Annotated in this window: 13 protein-coding genes; all 13 read left to right on the top strand. The window is 38.1% G+C overall.

The features are described from left to right. Nucleotides 1-11: 11 nt before the first annotated feature. The 13 genes from gatB to EUI_RS0103430 all read left to right on the top strand — a co-directional run bounded on the left by gatB (nt 12) and on the right by EUI_RS0103430 (nt 18,169). Nucleotides 12-1,451, top strand: a complete 1,440-nt coding sequence (gene gatB, locus EUI_RS0103490) for an Asp-tRNA(Asn)/Glu-tRNA(Gln) amidotransferase subunit GatB (protein WP_010016106.1) — start codon at nt 12-14, stop codon at nt 1,449-1,451. A gap of 160 nt (nt 1,452-1,611) precedes the next feature. Beyond that, nucleotides 1,612-2,601, top strand: a complete 990-nt coding sequence (locus EUI_RS0103485; protein ID WP_010016105.1) for a diacylglycerol kinase family lipid kinase — start codon at nt 1,612-1,614, stop codon at nt 2,599-2,601. 78 nt (nt 2,602-2,679) lie between these two features. After that, nucleotides 2,680-4,074, top strand: a complete 1,395-nt coding sequence (gene rlmD, locus EUI_RS0103480; RefSeq protein WP_010016104.1) for a 23S rRNA (uracil(1939)-C(5))-methyltransferase RlmD — start codon at nt 2,680-2,682, stop codon at nt 4,072-4,074. Between the two features lie 190 nt (nt 4,075-4,264). Then, nucleotides 4,265-5,881: a CTP synthase gene (locus tag EUI_RS0103475; protein WP_010016103.1), complete on the top strand. Its 1,617-nt coding sequence runs from the start codon at nt 4,265-4,267 to the stop codon at nt 5,879-5,881. A 77-nt stretch (nt 5,882-5,958) separates the two neighbouring features. Continuing rightward, entirely contained in the window at nt 5,959-7,749 is a 1,791-nt protein-coding gene (uvrC, locus tag EUI_RS0103470) for an excinuclease ABC subunit UvrC (RefSeq protein WP_010016102.1), read from the top strand. A 70-nt stretch (nt 7,750-7,819) separates the two neighbouring features. Beyond that, nucleotides 7,820-8,572: an ABC transporter ATP-binding protein gene (locus EUI_RS0103465; protein ID WP_010016100.1), complete on the top strand. Its 753-nt coding sequence runs from the start codon at nt 7,820-7,822 to the stop codon at nt 8,570-8,572. A 1-nt stretch (nt 8,573) separates the two neighbouring features. Continuing rightward, a complete protein-coding gene (locus tag EUI_RS0103460; protein WP_010016099.1) occupies nt 8,574-9,368 on the top strand; it encodes an ABC transporter permease subunit in 795 nt (264 codons plus the stop codon). Between the two features lie 207 nt (nt 9,369-9,575). Then, the gene (obgE, locus tag EUI_RS0103455) at nt 9,576-10,895 is read left to right on the top strand and encodes a GTPase ObgE (protein WP_010016098.1); all 1,320 of its coding nucleotides are present in this window, start codon (nt 9,576-9,578) and stop codon (nt 10,893-10,895) included. Between the two features lie 258 nt (nt 10,896-11,153). Continuing rightward, nucleotides 11,154-12,839: an acetolactate synthase AlsS gene (gene alsS / locus EUI_RS0103450; RefSeq protein ID WP_010016097.1), complete on the top strand. Its 1,686-nt coding sequence runs from the start codon at nt 11,154-11,156 to the stop codon at nt 12,837-12,839. A 526-nt stretch (nt 12,840-13,365) separates the two neighbouring features. Next, a complete protein-coding gene (gene nrdD, locus EUI_RS0103445; RefSeq protein WP_010016096.1) occupies nt 13,366-15,507 on the top strand; it encodes an anaerobic ribonucleoside-triphosphate reductase in 2,142 nt (713 codons plus the stop codon). Then, nucleotides 15,497-16,084 (top strand): anaerobic ribonucleoside-triphosphate reductase activating protein, encoded by a 588-nt coding sequence (gene nrdG / locus EUI_RS0103440; RefSeq protein WP_010016095.1) that lies wholly within the window; start codon nt 15,497-15,499, stop codon nt 16,082-16,084. The genes nrdD and nrdG overlap by 11 nt, the downstream gene beginning before the upstream one ends. 164 nt (nt 16,085-16,248) lie before the next feature. Further along, on the top strand, nt 16,249-17,346 hold the full coding sequence (locus tag EUI_RS0103435) for an ABC transporter ATP-binding protein (protein ID WP_010016094.1): 1,098 nt from the start codon (nt 16,249-16,251) through the stop codon (nt 17,344-17,346). Nucleotides 17,347-17,353: 7 nt separating this feature from the next. Beyond that, nucleotides 17,354-18,169, top strand: a complete 816-nt coding sequence (locus EUI_RS0103430; RefSeq protein ID WP_029508511.1) for an ABC transporter permease — start codon at nt 17,354-17,356, stop codon at nt 18,167-18,169. Nucleotides 18,170-18,183: the final 14 nt, after the last annotated feature.

The following is an 18,183-nucleotide window of genomic DNA, read 5'->3' as shown; positions in this document are numbered from 1 at the left end:
GCTCTAAAATTATGGCAACAGGAAATTTTGAAACGACGATAGGACTTGAAGTCCACGTTGAAATGCAAACGAACTCAAAGCTCATGTCACCGTCACCAGTACATTACGGTGATAAACCTAATGAAAATACCAATGTGATTGATTTTGGTTATCCAGGAGTTTTGCCTGTGGCTAACAAAGGGGCAATAGAATTTGGTATGCGTGCTGCACTTGCCTTACACGCGACTGTGTCTCCATTCATCCGTTGGGATCGTAAAAACTATTTTTATCCTGATAATCCTAAAGCCTATCAAACAACACAATCGCAAACACCACTTGGAACAAATGGCTATTTAGATGTGACATTGGTTGATGGGACAGTTAAGCGTGTACGCATTAAAGAAATGCACGTCGAAGAAGATGCCGGCAAGAATACACACGGTGCAGATGGCTATTCTTATGTTGATTTGAATCGCCAAGGCACACCCTTAATTGAAATTGTTTCTGAACCAGACATTGCTTCTCCTGAAGAAGCTTACGCTTACTTAGAACAATTGCGACAAGCTATTTTGTTTACTGGTATTTCAGAAGCTAAAATGCAAGAAGGTCAAATGCGTGCGGATGTTAACATCTCGATTCGGCCATTTGGTTCATCTGAATATGGCACAAAAGTTGAAATGAAAAATATTAATTCATTTAACTACGTTCGTAATGCCTTGATTTTTGAAGAAAAACGTCAAGCAGAGGTTTTGCGATCTGGTGGTGTGATTCAACAAGAAACGCGTCGATACAATGAACCAACTAAGTCAACAATCTTAATGCGTGTTAAAGAAGGTGCGGACGATTATCGTTATTTCCCAGAACCAGACTTGGCGCCAATTACGATTGACCAAACATGGATACAAAAAGTGGCTGATGAGTTACCCAAATCAGCTGGAGATCGCCAGCATGACTATGTATCAAACTTAGGTATTGAACCATATGATGCGGAAGTATTGACACAAACGCTTGCGATGTCTGATTTTTATGATGCAACGGTTGCTGCAGGCGCTGATGCGAAACGTGCGGCAAACTATTTAATTGGTGATGTGAATGCCTTTATGAATAAACATCAAATTGAACTACAGGACACACAATTAACACCAGCACACTTAGCTGGTATGATTAAATTGATTGAAGATGGTACAATTTCAACAAAACAAGCCAAGCAAGTTTTTGAAGCAATTATGGCAGGTGAAGAACCAGAATCATTTGCTAAAAAGAATGGTTTGGTACAAATTAGTGATCCGGTCGTCTTATTGGGTTGGATTACTGACGTTTTGGACAATAACCCACAATCGATTGAGGACTTTAAAGGTGGCAAAGACCGGGCAACTGGCTATCTTATTGGACAATTAATGAAAATGTCAAAGGGACAAGCAAATCCAGGTGTCATGAATAAAATGTTGTTAGAAGAATTAGCGAAACGTTGAGTGCCAATGATTTTAATGTCATTATGAGATTAAAATCTATAATGAGCAAGATATGGCATACGCTTTATACAGGTTTATACCTGTGTACATAGTTTTATGAAAGGATAGTGTTTCACGGTAACGTGATTGATAGCTATTAATAGCTATATGACACTTTAAAATGAGAGCACGAATTATTTATAATCCAACATCTGGTCGTGAAGCAATTAAACGGGAAATGCTAGCTATTTTGCATACCTATGAACTTGCTGGTTATGAAACTTCAGCATTTGCTACGACGCCAGAACCAATGTCTGCAGCTAAAGAAGCAAAACGTGCCGCAATAGCTGGATTTGACTTGATTGTAGCGGCTGGTGGTGATGGCACAATTAACGAAGTTGTCAATGGGTTAGCACCATTACCCAAACGTCCTATGATGGCTGTTATTCCGGCCGGCACAACGAATGATTATGCACGTGCGTTAAAATTACCGCGTGATGAACCATTAGAAGCAGCTAAAATTATTTTTCAGCGTGAAACCATTAAAATGGATATTGGAAAAATTGATCAAGCGGGCATGTCGAAGTATTTTATGAACATTGCAGCGCTTGGAACAATTAGTGAAGTGACATATGCTGTACCATCTTTGATGAAGTCGTTGTATGGTTATTTGGCCTATCTTGTTAAGGGAACAGAACTTATTACACGAATAAAACCAGTTAATGCTAAAGTTACTTATGATACCGGTGAATATTCTGGTAAAATTTCAATGATATTTTTGGCTTTAACAAATTCTGTTGGTGGATTTGAGACAATTGTCCCTGATGCTAAATTAGACGATGGTAAATTTACATTGCTAATTATTAAAGAATCCAATTTAGCCCAAATTTTACAAATAGTTGCTCAAATGTTAAATGGTGGTAAGCATGTTGATAATCAACAAATGATTTATAAAAAAACGAATAAAGTGGAAATCATACCCTTGGATCAAGATCAGTTAAAAGTCAATTTAGATGGCGAATATGGCGGAGATGCACCGATGGTATTTACGGACCTGCAACAACACATCGAGTTTGTTGCCAATCGTTCTGGTATGCAAGAAGCAGCGACTATTTCAGATACCACTAAGGAAAAGTTTGTGGCAGACGTCGAAAAACTCGACGTTAAATAAGGTTGACAGTGGGTGTCTAAAAACCCAAGAAAAGGAGATACGACGTACTATGATTAATGTTGTACGTCGTTAAAACATATGGCAAAAGCTAATCGTGTTTATAAAACAGAAGTACCAGTCAAAAAGAATCAAGAAATTCAAGGAGAAGTGATTGATATCACCTACCAAGGTATGGGAGTTGTCAAGATTGATAATTTTCCTATCTTCGTAGTTGATGCTATTCCTGGTGAAGTGGTCAATCTCAGTATTACCAAGGTTTTAAAGAACTATGCGTTTGGACGTGTCGTTACACGTGTTCAAGAATCACCAAATCGTGCTGAAAATGTCGATAAAGTGGCTATTACTACAGGAATTGCGCCGTTAGCGAACTTGAAGTATGAGGCACAATTAACGTTTAAACAACATCAAATTGAGCAGATGTTCAAAAAAGTTAATGTTGAGGTTGATGTTAAGCCCACGCTTGGAATGGAAAATCCAACAAAATATCGTAACAAGGCACAAGTGCCAGTACAATTAATTAATGGTCGACTAGAAACGGGATTTTATCGTCGTGGATCTCATAAGCTTGTGCCAACTGAAGATTTTTATATCCAAGATCCCAAAGTTGATGAAGCAGTAATTGTGACACGTGATATTTTACGTGATTTAGGTATTTCTGCGTATGATGAAGAAACAAATAAAGGTGTTGTTCGTCATATTATGGCGCGTCGCGGTTATTATTCACACGAATTAATGGTTGTGATTGTGACAAATACAAAGAAATTACCTGATGCAATTGAAATTGCAACACGTTTGCAGGCAAAACTACCTGAATTAAAGAGCTTTATCCACAATATCAATAATCATGACACAAATGTCATAATGGGACAGTGGAATGAAACGATTTGGGGCGCTAATGAAATTCATGACCAATTAATGGACAAAGATTTTGTTATTGGGCCAAATTCATTCTATCAAGTGAATCCACAGACTACAGCTACTTTATATACACTTGCTGCTGAGAAAGCAGGGTTAAAAAAGACTGATATAGTAGTTGATGCATACTCTGGTATTGGGACGATAACTTTATCTATCGCTGATAAAGTTAAGAAAATTTATGGTGTTGAAGTCGTTGAAACTGCTGTCGAAGATGCAGAGAAAAATGCTAAAAACAATCATATCGACAATGTTGAGTTTGTGACAGCTGATGCACCTGAACAGATGGTTAAGTGGGCCGAAGATGGCTTGAAACCAAACGTTGTATTTGTTGATCCACCACGTAAAGGACTAACAGCTGAATTAATTTCTGCTGTTAGCGCTATGAAGCCCGAAACATTTGTATACATCAGCTGCAATCCAGCTACTCTTGCACGCGATGCCGTCCAAATTTTAGCTGAAGGTTTTAAAATTGATGGCGCAGTGCAGCCAATTGATCAGTTCCCACAAACAACACATGTTGAAAGTATTACAATATTTAAACGTGTGACAGATTAATTAAACGCTGATTTTCCATTAATTGTTGAAAAAATTTGACAAAAACAGGTTAAATCTGTAGTATATATTAGGGCTCCCATTTAATGGGACAGACGTTAAAAGCTCCCAAGTTCAGCTTGGGGGCTTTTCTAATTTATTTTTACCCCTGAAACGTTGCGAGCGCGGCTGCGCTGAATCATGAGGAGGCATCATGGCAGATAAGCAAGTTAAATATATTTTTGTAACCGGTGGCGTTGTGTCATCATTGGGCAAGGGCATTGTGGCGGCATCACTTGGTCGATTGCTAAAAAACCGTGGGTTAAAGCTTGCGATTCAAAAATTAGATCCATATATTAATATCGATCCTGGAACAATGTCACCATATCAACATGGTGAAACATTTGTAACTGGTGATGGGCTAGAGACTGATTTGGATATGGGCCATTATGAACGTTTTATGGATATTAATACGAATATGTATTCGAATGTCACAACAGGACGTATCTATTCAGAAGTGTTAGCAAAAGAACGCCGTGGTGACTACAATGGTGGCACAGTTCAAGTTATTCCACATATTACAGACGCGATTAAAGATAAGATGAAAAAAGCTGCACAATCAACAGATGCTGATGTTGTTATTGTTGAAGTTGGTGGTACAGTTGGTGATATTGAAAGTTTGCCATTTATTGAAGCATTACGTCAAATGAAGTCTGATCTTGGTAGTGAAAATGTGTTTTATATTCATACGAGTTTGATTGTTTATCTGACAGCGGCTGGTGAAGCTAAAACAAAGCCAACACAGCATTCTGTTGCACAATTAAGATCATTAGGAATTCAACCTGATATGATCGTTCTACGTACCTCAGCACCCTTAGAAGAGAGCTTGATAAAGAAAATTTCAACTTTTACAGATGTGAGTCCAGAAGCAGTAGTTGAATCTCGTGATGTTGAAACACTTTACGAAATACCACTGAATTTACAAGCGCAAGGCATGGATGATGTTGTTTTAAATAAATTACAAATCGATGCGCCTAAAGCTGACATGACTGACTGGTCAAAAATGATTGAGGGCATCAAGAATCCAAAGAAGTCGGTTAATATAGCTGTGGTTGGTAAGTATACAGATTTGCCAGATGCGTATATTTCTGTTAATGAGGCACTTAAGCATGCAGGCTATGCACAAGAAGCAGATGTGACTATTAAACACATTAAGTCGGAAACCGTAACAGCTGATAATGTGAAAATATTGCTCGCTGGTGTCGATGGTATCATGGTTCCTGGTGGATTTGGTGAGCGTGGGACAGAAGGTAAAATTGAGGCGATTCGTTATGCGCGTGAATCTAATATACCTTTCTTAGGCGTGTGCTTAGGCATGCAGTTAGCTTCAGTTGAATTTGCACGACATGTTTTGGGTTATACAGATGCTAATTCAACTGAATTAAATCCTGAAACGACAGCACCAATTATTGATTTGATGAAGGATCAAGAAGATGTTGAAAACCTTGGTGGTACATTAAGATTAGGTCTTTATCCGGCCATGTTGGTACCAAATACATTAACAGCCAAAGCATATGATAATGTGGCAGAAGTTGAACAACGCCATCGTCATCGTTATGAATTCAACACAATGTATCGTCAAGAGTTTGAATCTGCAGGAATGGTATTTGCAGCAACATCACCAGATGATCGTTTAATGGAAGTTATTGAGTACCCAAAGAATGATTTCTTTGTGGCAGCACAATATCATCCAGAATTTTTATCTCGTCCGGAACGACCGGAAGGATTGTATCGTGATTTTATTGGTGCAGCTTTGCAACATGAAGTCTGATGGTAACGATATCAAAAACACGCGTTCGCGTGTTTTTTTTTAGAACAAATACATGCATAGCTTGGTATAATAGAAACATGCTAGCAAATCCATCAAAACACATTGAACAAAAACTCGCGTTACTTCCAGCAGAACCCGGGTCATATCAAATGAAAGATCAGAATGGCAAAATTATTTATGTCGGCAAGGCTAAAAATTTAAAAAACCGGGTACGATCTTATTTTAAACAAGAGCATAATGGTAAAACAGCTGAACTTGTTCAAAATATTGTTGATTTTGAGTTTATCGTCACAAATTCTGATAAAGAAGCTTTTTTGTTAGAAAATGAATTAATTAAAAAATATAAGCCATACTACAATATACGTTTAAAATATGGTACAGGTTACCCTTATATTAAGATTACTAGAGAACGCAATCCTAAAATGGCATTGGTCAACGAAGTTAAAAAAGACGGTGGTTTTTATTTTGGACCCTATCCAAACGTTTATGCAGCACAAGAAACGTTACGGTTTTTAGAAAAAAATTATCCCTTGCGTCGTTGCAATGGTTATCAGGGTCGGCCATGCTTGTACTATAATATGGGGCAATGCTTAGGGCCTTGTTGGCATGATGTCTCAAAACAGGCTTATGATGAACAAATAGATCGTATTAAACATTTTTTGGATGGCAACACAGCAACAGTCAAGAAGGCTATTGCTGAAAAAATGAAAGCTGCCGCTGACACCTTAGAATTTGAACGTGCGGCAGATTTGAGAGACCAATTGAAGTATATTGATGAAACTGTTGAAAGTCAACGTGTTTTGTCTAAAGATACAACACCTAGAGATTTATTCAATTACTATTTGGACAAAGGTTGGATGACGGTTGAAGTTTTTTTCTTAAGGCAAGCCCGCTTGATTAGGCAATTTAAACGGACATTTTCAGTTGTTGGTACAGAAGATGAAGAAATGATGAATTTTATTCAGCAATTTTACGAACAACGTAATATTCAAAAACCACATGAAGTCCTTGTGCCTCATGGTATAGATATTGCTGCATTAACTGAAATTTTGGCAGTGTCAGTGCGTACACCAGTGCGTGGCGAAAAACGCGATTTAATGGATTTGGCAAAAAAGAATGCCCGCATTGCTTTAGAAGAAAAATTCCGGCTTATGCAATTAAATGAGAAAAAGACAACTGGTGCGATGATGGAAATTACCGATGCCCTTAAAATTCCGATGGGACATCGTATTGAGGCTTTTGACCACTCACATACACAAGGTGTTGAAATTGTCAGTGCGATGGTTGTTTTTGAGGGCGGTGTGCCGAATAAAGACGCGTACCGGAAGTATAAAATTAAATCAGTTGATCACGCAGACGAGTGGGCCGAAACGCAGGAAGTTATTCGTCGGCGTTATTCTCGTCTGCTAAAAGAAGGTGGTAAGATGCCAGATTTAATTTTGATGGATGGTGGAGAAATTCAACTACATGCCGCTAAAGAAGTGTTAGAAGATGAATTGAATTTGCATGTTCCGATTGCGGCGATGGTCAAAAATGATAAGCATAAGACAGCTGATTTGATCGATGGACGCACGGAAACAGTAATCGAATTAGATAAACGATCCGAAGGTTTTTTCTTGATTCAGCGTGTACAAGAAGAGGTCCATCGTTTTGCTATCAACTTTCATCGTCAATTAAGATCAAAAAATTCACTTGCCTCAAGACTGGATAATATTCAGGGTGTTGGGCCTAAAACACGTCAGAAATTGTTGCGAGAATTCGGTTCATTACCAAAAATAACGGCAGCAAGCGTAGACGATTTAATGATGATAGGTGTTAATGAAAAACTTGCGCGTGTGATACATTTAAGTTTGCAGGCGGGGCAGTGAACTTAACAGCGGCAAGCTTATTTTCTATAATAATATTATCAGTGTATTTGATTATTGGAAGGGGTAAAATATGTTAGAAATCAAAAATTTATCCAAACGATTTGGCAAATTTGAGGCAGTTAAGAATGCAAATTTTGCTGTTGATCGGGGAGAAATTGTGGGTTTTGTTGGGCCAAATGGCGCCGGGAAATCAACCACGATTGATATGATTTTGGGTCTAACAAAACCTGAAACGGGTGAAATTTTAATTAACAGTGAAGTTTTAACACAAAAAACAGCCGCTAAAATACATCAAAAAATGGGATTTTTATCCACTGATATGAATTTAGACCGTAATTTAACGGGTTATGAAGCATTGGCATTTTTCGCTCATTTACGTGGTGATTGGACGCCTGAGGTCAAAAACAACATCAAAAAATTGGCAGTTGAAATTAATGCTAATCTCAACAAAAAAATCAAAAAGTTAAGCCGAGGTAATCGCCAAAAAATTGGATTGATCGCATCAATTATGAATGCACCAGAATTGTTGGTGATGGATGAACCAACGAGTGGCTTTGATCCAATTGTCCAAAGTGAGTTTATTAGATTGCTTAAAGCACATAAATCTCAGGGTGGTTCAGCACTTATTTCATCGCATAATTTAAGTGAAATTGCTGAAATTTGTGATCGCGTTATTTTTATTGTTGGTGGCAAAATTGTTGATAATCAATCTATGGACGAACTCCGAGAAAAAGCACCAAAACGTGAAATTATCGATTTAGATGCTGTACTAGAAAAACTAGTTGATAAAAATCCAGATCAACGTGTAGAAGAGAGTAAATAAGATGCTTAGTAATGTTTTTTTGAAAACGTTATATGAGAAACGGATCGCTATTATTGGTTGGACGATTGGCATTTTACTAGCCATTATCGGTGTAGGTGTGATGTTTCCTTCGATTAAGGAAATTTTTGGCAGCCAGATGGCACAAATTCCAAGAGAATTTCAAGGTTGGTTTGGTGAAAATGGTAGTATGATGAGTTCATTTAAAGGCTATGTTGCTACGGAACTTGTTGGAAATGTTGGCATCATGCTAGTGATTCAAGCAATTATTTTTGGTTCGAGTTTGTTGGCGGGTGACGAAGAAAACAATGTGTTACAGCCATTGCTAACGCTACCCATTTCTCGTCGTAATATTTATACCCAAAAATGGGCTGCGCTTGCGATAATTAATTTATTTTTGGTTATTATTTGGGCGATCGCAGTTGAAATAGCAGCGTTACTAGTTCATGAAACAGTTGGCTTTAATATTCTTTTTCGAATTGGAATAGTTTTCTTCTTAACCAATCTAGCACTGGCAACGATTGCTTATTCAATTGGTGCGATGACAGGTAAACGTTCTGCCGGTGGTATATTTATTGGCGTATATGCTTTTTTGGCTTATTTCATTAATGCCTTAGCAGGTCAAGGTGATGTTGTGAAAACGCTAAATCAGTTAAGCATTTTTAAGTATGCAGGGTATATTGAATTGAGCAGTCACACCATTCTGTTTGGAAATATAGTAGTTATTGTGATGGTTTTGATTATATTTTATGTTTTGGGGCTTTTAATTTTTAGTCGACGTGATATCCAAATGAATTAACCCTGTCTAGATTATGTTCCTGAATTATGTTAGACTATAATATTAGAACTATTCGCAAGTCCACTGTGTGGGCAGACAAGGAGAAAACGCGCGCGATGAGATTTGACTTTTAGAAATAAGCAATTATTTTTTCGGTGACTGTGGCTCAACTAGTAGAAAATAGCTTACATCACGTCGAATCATGTCTTATCTCGCGCTCTAAATATTATGGCATTCGTAGATCAAGCAGAAATTGAAGTAAAAGCCGGAAAAGGTGGTGACGGTATTGTTTCATTCCGTCATGAAAAATTCGTAGCAATGGGTGGACCATTTGGTGGCGATGGTGGCCGTGGTGGCTCAATCATTTTTAAAGTGGATGAGGGGCTTCGGACATTGATGGATTTCCGGTACAACCGTCATTTTAAGGCCCAACCTGGTGGTAATGGCGGTACAAAGGGTATGACAGGCGCTTCTTCTGAAGATCGCTATATCAAAGTGCCACAGGGAACAACCGTTAAAGATGCTGATACTGGTGAAGTATTAGGTGATTTACTTGAAAACGGGCAGGAACTTTTGGTGGCTCAGGGTGGTCGTGGTGGCCGTGGTAATATTCACTTTGCTACGTCTGCAAATCCAGCACCTGAGTTATCAGAAAATGGTGAACCAGGAATTATTCGAAACTTGAAATTAGAATTAAAAGTTTTGGCCGATGTTGGTTTGGTAGGATTTCCGTCAGCTGGTAAATCAACTTTGCTGTCTGTTGTTTCAAATGCCAAACCAAAAGTTGCGGCATATCATTTTACAACGCTTTCACCAAATATTGGCATGGTACGTTTAGATGATGAACGAGATTTTGTTATGGCGGATTTGCCTGGATTAATCGAAGGCGCCTCACAGGGTATTGGACTGGGATTTCAATTCTTACGACATGTTGAACGAACAAAAGTTGTTCTACATTTAGTTGATATGTCAGGCATTGAAGGAACGGATCCTTATACACAATATCGTAAAATATTGGATGAATTACAACAATATGATGAAACAATTTTAGATCGTCCACAAATTGTTGTGCCAACGAAGATGGACATGCCAGACTCTGACGAAAATCTAGCGAAGTTTCGAAAAGAAATTGCCGCTGAATCTGGGCTTCCTGTGCAACCAATGATTGTACCTATTTCAGCTTTGACTAGAGATGGCACACAGGAGTTGATGAGATTAACAGCAGATATGTTGGCAACAGCTCCTGCACCCGAAAGTTATCGCACAGTTGACGAGACAATTACTAGCGAAAAGACATATGACTTTAAACCAGAAAACCATGACTTTACTGTTGTGTGGTCTGAAGAGAGTGAGCAGTGGATTATTGGTGGTTCAGAAGTTGAGAAACTATTCTTGATGACCAATATTCAACGTGACGCTACAATTATGCGTTTTGGTCGTCAACTCCGACATATGGGTGTTGATGATGCACTACGTAAAGCAGGTGCTAAAGATGGCGATGATGTTCGTATTAGTGACTCAGACTTTGTATTTGAATTTAGTGATTAATATTATTTGTAAACGGGGGAACCAATACTGGTCCCCCGTTTTTTAGTGTGTTATAAAGTCAAAAAATCAGATTGTGAAGTGAAAAACGTTGACATAGAGATAAACTTCACAATGTTTAATTGGCAATGCCTTAGTAAAAAGTGCTATGATATGGATAGTTAAAAAAATATGGAGGAAATGAGTGACGTTACGCGATTTGGTTTGTAGCCAGTTGATTCCTTATAAATTAACCCACGAAACGTCGTCTCTCAGTGTATTATGTCAGAACAAAAGTATGGTGCAGATATTGTCACAGATAGTTTAGTCAATCATGGGGTTGATTTGGTATTTGGTATTCCTGGTGCAAAAATAGATCGTTTATTTGAAACATTAGAACATCCAAAGTCAGGTCAAAAGGTGCCTAAGTTAATTGTGGCACGTCATGAACAAAATGCTGCTTTTATGGCGCAGGCTTTTGCTCGTATTACAGGTAAAACGGGCGTTGTAATTGCGACTTCTGGTCCTGGTGTTGGCAATCTTGTCACAGGACTAATGACAGCAAGCGCTGAAAGTGATTCTGTTGTTGCTATTGGTGGGCAAGTACCACGAAGAGATCTTTATCGTTTGACACATCAGTCGACGAATTCTATTGCTTTATTTAATCCAATTACAAATTTCAGTTCAGAGATACAAGATCCAAACAATATTTCAGAAATCTTGGCGAATGCTTTTGCTGCTGCTAACGGTGCCAAAAAAGGTGCGGCGTTTGTATCATTGCCACAAGATATTGATGATGCGCCAGTTGATATTGATGCTTTGGCACAAGTGCCAATGGCTAAACAGGGTGCAGCCTCATTAGCCGATTTAGATTGGTTAGCTGGAAAAATAAAACAAGCTAAGTTGCCTGTTCTGTTGGTAGGGGCACGTGCATCAGATGATCAATCTGTTGCGGCTTTGCATAAGCTGCTTAATCAGGTGTCTTTGCCAGTTGTAGAGACATTCCAAGGTGCTGGTGTTATCTCACGTGATTTAGAAGAGACATCATATTTTGGTAGAATTGGTTTGTTCCGTAATCAAACTGGTGATAAGTTGCTGCAACAGTCTGACTTGGTGATTACTTTAGGCTATGATGCTATTGAATATGAACCACGCAACTGGAATAAAGAAAACAACTTAAACATTGTGGCATTGGATACAACACCTGTACAAATTGATAATAACTTTGTACCACAACGCCAACTCATTGGTGATTTGTCACAAAGTATTGACTTATTGACGGAACGTATCAATGGTTATCAATTACCAGATGCAAGCCAAAAAAACTTGCATGACTTGAAAACAGACCTCCGTTTGTCAAATGAACCAACGTACACGCCGGCTGAAGGTAACTTAAATCACCCATTGACAGTTATTAAGTCAATTCAAGCACATGTAACAGATGATATGACAGTTTCAACAGATATTGGATCACATTATATATGGATGGCACGTCATTTCAAATCATATGTTGCACGTCACTTTTTGATTTCAAACGGTATGCAGACATTAGGCGTTGGTTTGCCATGGGCAATGACTGCAGCGATGGTTCGCCCAAATGCTAAGTCAGTTTCAGTTTCAGGTGATGGTGGTTTCTTCTTTTCAGCGATGGAATTAGAAACGGCTGTACGTTTGAATTTAAACACTGTTCACATTGTGTGGAACGATAATGCACATTATGATATGGTGAAATTCCAAGAAGAAATGAAATATAATGGCGAATCTGCCGGTGTTAATTTTGGAAATATTGATTTAGTTAAATATGCAGAGGCATTTGGCGCTAAAGGATTAAGAGTGACGACACCAGCTGATCTAGATGCTGTCTTAGATGAAGCATTTGCAACCAAAGGGCCAGTTGTGGTGGATATTCCGGTTGACTATTCTCACAACTATGAATTGGGTTCACAATTGATTCATGGTGAAGGATAGACGTTGATATATCAACGTTTATAAGCACATATTTTCTGAGTGTGTTTTCAAGTGAAAAAACATATATGGTAAAGCCATAGAATAACAAAAACGGTACTAACTCGAAGTAATTCTTGTTAGTACCGTTTTTTTATTTGCTGATATTTATGATGATAGTGAGTTATCTTGTTACTCCTATTGATTCGTCAAAAAAACTGTAAAGAAAATGTTACATTAATGCTTATGCATTATTGAGCATGTTAATCAGATGGTAACTGTTGTTAAGATAACGTTTACGTCAATACTTACAAAAAATAATGAATAAATACTTGCTGAGCTATAAAGGTGAATAATGATGAATAGATTGCTGTTACTGGCAATATTTCCAAGTAAATATGCTAATAATAATGTCTATTTATACATAGAACAGGTGTTTGACATCTACCACCTAACACGCGCATAATTCTAAATACAGCCATACACAAGATGTGAATTAATTATCATAATACGCATATTATTTTGTATAGAATAAGGGGAATAAGCATACATGAACACAATTAATTTAGCAACAACAATCACAAAAAGGTCTGGAGAAAAAGTGCAATTTCGGCCATACAAAATTGCACTTATTCTTGCATCACTTAACATTGAGGGGGATGTTGCTGAAGCGATTATGGTCATTGTGATGTCAAAAGCAACCCAACGAAATGTGACGACACAAATAATTTATCAAACTATTTTGACGCAATTAGAAACATTGTCACCGAAGGCAGCAGAGACTTTTCAATCAGTTCATATAGCAAATGAACAGGCATGGTTGCAAGCGATTGATCCAGAAAATAAACTTAAATCATTAATCAATCAAGATGATAAAACAATGCATGAAAATGCTAACAAAGATTCACATGTGTTTAATACATTTCGTGATTTAACCGCTGGCATGATTGGTAAATCTAAAGGCTTGACGATGATGCCTGAAAGTGTGGCGAAAGCGCATTTGCGAGGTGACATCCACTGGCATGATTTAGATTACACGCCTCTTGGTCCTATGACGAACTGCTGTTTGGTAGATTTTGACTATATGTTTAAATCTGGTTATACAATGGGCAATGCACAAGTTGAAACGCCAAAATCAATTGGTACGGCAACAGCTCAAATGGCCCAAATCATTGCCAATGTTGCGTCTTCACAATATGGTGGGACATCGATAAATCGCGCAGATGAGTTATTGGCGCCATATGCTGAAATGAATTATCAAAAGCATTTGCATAATGCCAAAACTTATGTGCAAGCAGATAAACGTCAGTCTTACGCAGAAACTGCCACCAAGAAAGACATTTATGATGCGATGCAGGCGTTAGAGTACGAAATTAATACACTCGCCTCAGCGCAAGGTCAAACGCCTTTTACAACGCTTGGTTTTGGTTTGGGAACGAATTGGCTTGAACGAGAAATTCAAAAATCAATATTTAAGATACGTATTAAAGGTATTGGACCAAATCATAGAACCGCTATTTTCCCCAAATTAGTTTTTTCATTGAAACGCGGTATTAATATGAATGCCGAAGATGTTAACTATGATATTAAAAAGTTAGCCATTGAATGCGCTTCAAAACGGATGTATCCTGATGTATTAAATTATGAAAAAATTGTTGCACTAACTGGATCATTCAAAGCACCGATGGGCTGCCGGTCATTTTTACAAGGTTGGCAAAATGAACAAGGCGTTGAAGTTAATGAGGGACGCATGAATTTGGGAGTTGTGACGCTCAATGTGCCACGAATGGCCTTACAATCACAGGGCAGTAAATCACGATTTTGGGAAATATTAGATGAGCGATTAGCCTTAGCGAAGCAGGCGTTAAAATTCAAACTTGCTAGAACAAAGGAATCAGTTCCTGAAAACGCACCAATTTTGTACAAAAATGGCGCGTTTGGCAAGATGTTGCAAGATGATGATGACGTTGACACGCTATTCAAAAATGGTCGTGCAACACTATCTTTGGGCTACATTGGCTTATATGAAGTCGGAACGTACTTCTTTGGTCCAAATTGGGAAACAAATCAAGAAGCCCACGATTTTACAGTTGAAATTGTGCGACGATTGCATATTGCTTGCAAAGCGTGGGAAGCAGAAGATGGTTATCACTATTCTGTTTACTCAACGCCTGCTGAATCATTAACGGATCGTTTTTGTGAACTAGACAAAACCCGATTTGGCGCGATTGCTAATATAACAGACAAAGATTATTATACGAATTCGTTTCATTATGATGTACGTAAGCATCCTACTCCTTTTGAAAAATTGTTATTTGAGGAAGCCTATCCACAATACACGAATGGTGGATTTATTCATTATTGTGAGTATCCTAACTTACGCCAAAATCCAGCAGCACTTGAGGCAGTTTGGGATTTTGCTTATGATCATGTGGGTTATTTAGGGACCAATACGCCAATTGATAAATGTTTTAAATGTGGCTTTGAAGGCGATTTCAAACCTACAGCACGTGGATTTTGCTGTCCTGAGTGTGGCAATCATGATCCAAAAACGTGTGATGTGGTTAAAAGAACATGCGGTTACTTAGGAAATCCACAAGCACGTCCAATGATTCACGGCCGTCATGTTGAAATTGCGTCACGTGTGAAAAACATGTCACAATCGGAGGTAGATCAAAAACATGTCAAGTAAATTAGCAAATGGCATCACAGTACCAGAGAGTAAAGAGTGGCAATCAGCTGATTTGTCGCTTAACTATGTTGCTGATTACAAGCCCTTTATTATGGTTGATGGTCCAGGTGTGCGGTGTTCAATATATTTATCAGGTTGTAAGTTTTTATGCCCAGGTTGTTATAATGTTGTTGCGCAAAACTTTCATTACGGTACGGAATATACACAAGAACTTGAAGACCAGATCGTTGCTGATTTAAGTCACTCATATGTTCAAGGGTTAACGTTATTAGGCGGTGAGCCTTTCTTGAATACAGCCGTTGCTCTGAAAGTAACAAGACGTATACGTGCGGAGTTCGGACATACGAAAGATATTTGGTCCTGGACAGGTTATACGTGGGACGAATTAATGGCTGAAACGGCTGATAAAAAGGCATTATTGCAAGAGATTGATGTCTTAGTGGATGGCCGTTTTGTGCAAGCATTAATGAATTTAAAGTTGCGATTTAAGGGATCATCCAATCAACGTATTATTGATGTACCTGCATCACTAGTGAAAAAAGATGTTGTCTTGTGGACGGATGAGTATGAGAATTGATTTGGAATAACGCTGCTAAAAAAACGTTTTTTGACATTTAATGTTGTTATATCAATTATATGTATAAATAGATCAACGTGTGATGTTCGACTAATTGCCCATAAATAGGGTATAATATAGTGTTGTGACTTTTTCACACATTTATATTTTGTCGGAGGAAAGACATGACTGAAGATAGCAAAAAAACTGTTTATACGCCTACTGATCCACGTGGACTAAATGAACCGTTCCTACCGGTGTCTATTGCTAAACAAATTGATCTACCTGGAAATGATAACGTTTCCGGCGCACCATTAAAGGTGAGCGGTAGATATATTACTAAAGAATATGATATGGGCACTTCGCGTAACGAAAAAATTCAAGCTATTTTGAATCCTTTAAAATCTAAAAAAGAAAAGTTTTGGGGACTCAAGGGTATTTCTTTTGATGTCTTTGAAGGCGATGTTGTCGGTGTCGTTGGAGTTAATGGTTCTGGAAAGTCTACGCTACTTAACATTTTAAGTGGGGCGTTGATGGAAACTTCAGGGCGCTTAATTCTTAAAGGCAAAACATCACTTTTATCTGTTTGGGATGGTTTACGAGATAATTTAACTGGACTAGAAAACATACGTTTGAAATCTTTAATGATGGGACTATCGAACAAAGAAATCGATAATCAAATTAATGATATTGCAGAGTTTTCTGAATTAGGCAAATTTATCAAGCAACCAGTTAAAAACTACTCATCGGGTATGCGTTCGAAGCTGGGTTTTGCAATAGCTGTGCATCAAAATCCTGATATTATGATTATTGATGAAGCTTTATCTGTTGGTGACCAAACTTTTACACGTAAAGCATTGAATAAAATGCAAGAGTTCAAAGCAGCTGGAAAGACAATTTTTTTTGTATCACATGCTTTAGGGCAAATTGAAGAATTTACAGATAAGACAATGTGGATTCAATATGGTGAATTACGAGCGTACGGTGATACAGCAACAATCTTACAAGAGTACAAGGATTGGACTAAATGGTATAACCAGTTAGATGATGACGTTAAAAAATCGTATGTTGCTGCACGTAAGCAAGCACAAAATGATTTTAATCGAACGCAACTAACTGATCGTATTGTAGAAGATAATCATTTATCAGATGCCGATAAGAAAAAAATTGCGCGTGATAATGCAGTCGGTGGTCGATTAACTTGGTGGAACTGGCTTTTATTAGTAATTGGGACAGGCATATTTGCTTATGCGGTTTATCTTTATGTGTATTTGGGACGGTAATTAAACTATGAGAGAAATTTGGCTTGTGCTACGGGAGCAAATAAAATACTTCCCCGTCATGCTGCGTTTGGCTCGCTATGAAACTCGCGCCAAATACAAAGATCATTCGCTAGGAGTCTTATGGGATGTGATTAACCCAGTAATGCAAATTGCAACGTACTGGTTAGTTTTTGGTATTGGTTTACGTCAAGGTGGTACAACAGACGGTGTACCTTATGTTGGCTGGTTAGTAATTGGACAGGCTACTTGGCTATTTTTGAACACATCATTTATGGATGCCACTTGGAGTATCCGAAATAACGTGCGTCAGGTATCAAAGATGAATTTTCCAATTAGTATTATGCCAACTGTGCGTACATGGATTAATGTCATTCCTTTTGCTATTACATTGGCTGTTGGTGTATTAATTGCAGTTGGATCAGGTGTGCATTTAACAATGCATGCATTCCAATTTGTCTATTATTTCTTAGCCATGTTGGCATTTTTGCATGCATTAGGCATATTCAATGCTACAATAACAGTTCTGTTCCCAGATTATCAACAATTAATTCAAACGATTATGCGATTTGTATTCTGGTTCTCTGGGGCTGTTATTGATATTGCCGCCAAGTTGGGACCAGATCACGCGCGAATTGGTCGTTTGATCGAATTGAATCCTTTTTACTATCTAATTTCAGGTGTTCGCGATTCATTTTTGAGCACCGGTTGGATATGGGATCATCCGTCACAAAATCTTGCTTTCTGGATGTTTGTGTTGGTGGTCTTACTTCTCGGATCACATTTGCACTTAAAGTTCCGCGCTTATTTTGCGGATCTTGTCTAAAATAAAGAAAAAGG

This window comes from Leuconostoc gelidum subsp. gelidum KCTC 3527, assembly GCF_000166715.1.
Classification (GTDB): Bacteria; Bacillota; Bacilli; order Lactobacillales; family Lactobacillaceae; genus Leuconostoc; species Leuconostoc gelidum.
This window is presented reverse-complemented; position numbering and strand designations above follow the sequence as displayed.